Annotated in this window: 4 protein-coding genes; 2 read left to right on the forward strand and 2 right to left on the reverse strand. The window is 29.0% G+C overall.

Features of this window, described 5'->3' with window-relative positions; all coding sequences use genetic code 11:
* Window positions 1–262, forward strand: a 262-nt coding sequence (locus tag NSA58_RS19055; protein WP_330652612.1) for an ATP-binding protein, incomplete at its 5' end; no start/stop codon positions are given.
* Window positions 263–278: 16 nt separating this feature from the next.
* Here the strand turns inward: NSA58_RS19055 and NSA58_RS19060 are convergent.
* Window positions 279–407 carry a hypothetical protein gene (locus NSA58_RS19060; RefSeq protein WP_257560857.1) on the reverse strand — a complete coding sequence of 43 codons (129 nt, stop codon included), beginning with the start codon at window positions 405–407 and terminating at the stop codon, window positions 279–281.
* Between the two features lie 103 nt (window positions 408–510).
* On the opposite strand from NSA58_RS19060, the gene NSA58_RS19065 reads away from it, so the two are divergent.
* On the forward strand, window positions 511–819 hold the full coding sequence (locus tag NSA58_RS19065; RefSeq protein ID WP_039678885.1) for a DUF1540 domain-containing protein: 309 nt from the start codon (window positions 511–513) through the stop codon (window positions 817–819).
* 53 nt (window positions 820–872) lie between these two features.
* Here NSA58_RS19065 and serS read toward each other — a convergent pair whose 3' ends face one another.
* Window positions 873–2150: a serine--tRNA ligase gene (gene serS, locus NSA58_RS19070; protein ID WP_039678884.1), complete on the reverse strand. Its 1278-nt coding sequence runs from the start codon at window positions 2148–2150 to the stop codon at window positions 873–875.
* Window positions 2151–2332 lie beyond the last annotated feature (182 nt).

Consider the following 2332-nt stretch of genomic DNA (forward strand, 5'->3'; position numbering starts at 1 on the left):
ACCTTTTGTAGTAGGAGAAAAATCACGCACAAAAAAAGGTTCAGGTTTAGGACTAGCTATTAGTAAAAAAATAATAGATGCTCATGGTGGAAGCATAAGTATTGTAGAACCTAGAGAAAACTATAAATTCTCTAAAATTAATATCTGTGTTGCTGATGATGGATTTATTTGTTTAATTCCTATATTTTTTAAAAGAAGTTCTCTTTCTGTTGCAAATATACCTATTAAGTACCTTTTATCTATTATCTTTAACCTTTTATAATAAATCAAAATGAATACTAGAATCTTATATAAAGCCCTAATGCTAAAATCAAACTTGTACTCATGGTAGATGCTGCATCTTTTACTACAACAAATATCCTTCCCCCAATTAATGTAGCTACAAATAAATCAGCTATATTTAGCATATCACAATAGAATATATTTCCACAGAAATTATATATCTTTATACATACTTTATTTACTTTAGATAAAAATAAAGTAATGAAGTGTTGATTAGGAGGAAATAATATGTCTGAAAAAAAATTATATTGTCAAGCGACTAATTGTGCTCATAATTATGATAAATGTTGTCATGCTGGTTACATACATATAAGAGGTAATTCTGCAGTAAGAACATCTGAAACTACTTGTTCAACATACTTTGCAGATAGTGTAGGATTTTTTACTAGTGCAATAGAGGTAGGTGGTAATACAGAACCAGAAAATATAATTTGCGAAGCTTATAATTGCATTTATTACAACGACTCTAGATGTAGTGCAGATAGTGTTCTTATTAATTCTCACTTTTCATCATGTGAAACATTTAAATGCAAATAGTTTCCACAAAAAAAGAGAGATATTCATCTCTCTTTTTATTATGTAAATTAAAATTATTTTATAACATCTATTCCCATATATGGTCTTAATACTTCTGGAACTACTACTGAACCATCTGCTTGTTGGTAATTTTCAAGAATAGCGGCAACTGTTCTACCCACAGCAAGACCTGATCCATTTAATGTATGACAATATTCAGCCTTAGAGTTTTTATCTCTTTTAAATCTTATTCCAGCTCTTCTAGCTTGGAAATCTTCACAATTTGAACAAGAAGATATTTCAACATATCTATTGTATGATGGCATCCATACTTCTAAGTCATATTTATATGCAGCAGTGAAACCTAAGTCTCCTGTACATATTCTAACAACTCTATATGGTATGTTTAATTTTTGTAATAAATATTCTGCATTAGCAGTTAATTTTTCTAATTCATCATATGAAGTTTCTGGTGCAACTATTTTAACCATTTCAACTTTATTGAATTGATGTTGTCTAACAAGACCTCTAGTATCTCTACCTGCAGAACCAGCCTCTGATCTAAAGCATGGAGTGTAAGCAGTATAATTTAAAGGTAATTCATCATATGATAATATTTCATTTGCAACTATATTTGTTAAAGGTACTTCTGATGTTGGTATTAAGTAGTAATCAGTTCCTTCAACTTTAAACATATCTTCCCCGAATTTTGGAAGTTGTCCAGTTCCTAAGAATGAGTTTGTATTAGCCATAAATGGTGGTATAAACTCAGTATATCCTTGTTCTTCTGTATTTGTATTTAAGAAGAAGTTGGCTACAGATCTTTCTAGTCTTGCACCTTTATCTCTATATAATGTAAATCTTGAACCAGTTATTTTAGCTCCAGTTTCAAAATCTAAAATTCCTAAATTAGTACCTATATCCCAGTGAGCTTTGAAATCAAAATCAAATTTTCTTGGTTCTCCCCATTTTCTAACTTCTACGTTATCTTCATCAGTATCACCTTGTGGAACGTTTGCATTTGGAACGTTTGGTATTCTAAGTAATCTATATTGTAATTCATCTTGAACTTTTTTAACTTTTTCATCTAAAACTTTTATGTTTTCAGATAACTCTTTAAGCTTAACTTTTTCAGCCTCAGCTTCTTCTTTTTTACCTTCTTTCATTAGTTGAGGTATTTTCTTTTGTTCAACATTCATTTCACTCTTTAAAGCTTCAACTTCTTTTAGTAACTCTCTTCTTTGATCATCTAGTTCTACAACAGCATCAAGATCAAATTCTTTTTCTCCTCTTCTGTCCATAGCTTTTTTAATATCTTCTAGATTTTCTCTTATCCTTTTGATATCTAACATTTTCTTTCCTCCTACATTTTCTCTACCAATTGAATTATGTATATTCCCTGAGAAATATAAAAACATAAAGTATAATTAATCCATTTTAACTATATTTTAAGCATTATAAATTATCTTGTCAAATAATTTAATTCTACCACGTGAATTTCAGTATTATTACTTTATAATATTCATATATAAGA

It is taken from the genome of Terrisporobacter muris (genome assembly GCF_024621905.1).
Lineage (GTDB): Bacteria > Bacillota > Clostridia > Peptostreptococcales > Peptostreptococcaceae > Terrisporobacter > Terrisporobacter muris.

Bases quoted from the DNA above. Each gene is read 5' to 3' on its own strand.
- NSA58_RS19065 (WP_039678885.1), top strand. From the start codon at position 511: ATGTCTGAAAAAAAATTATATTGTCAAGCGACTAATTGTGCTCATAAT.
- serS (WP_039678884.1), bottom strand. From the start codon at position 2,150: ATGTTAGATATCAAAAGGATAAGAGAAAATCTAGAAGATATTAAAAAA.
- NSA58_RS19060 (WP_257560857.1), bottom strand. From the start codon at position 407: ATGCTAAATATAGCTGATTTATTTGTAGCTACATTAATTGGGGGAAGG.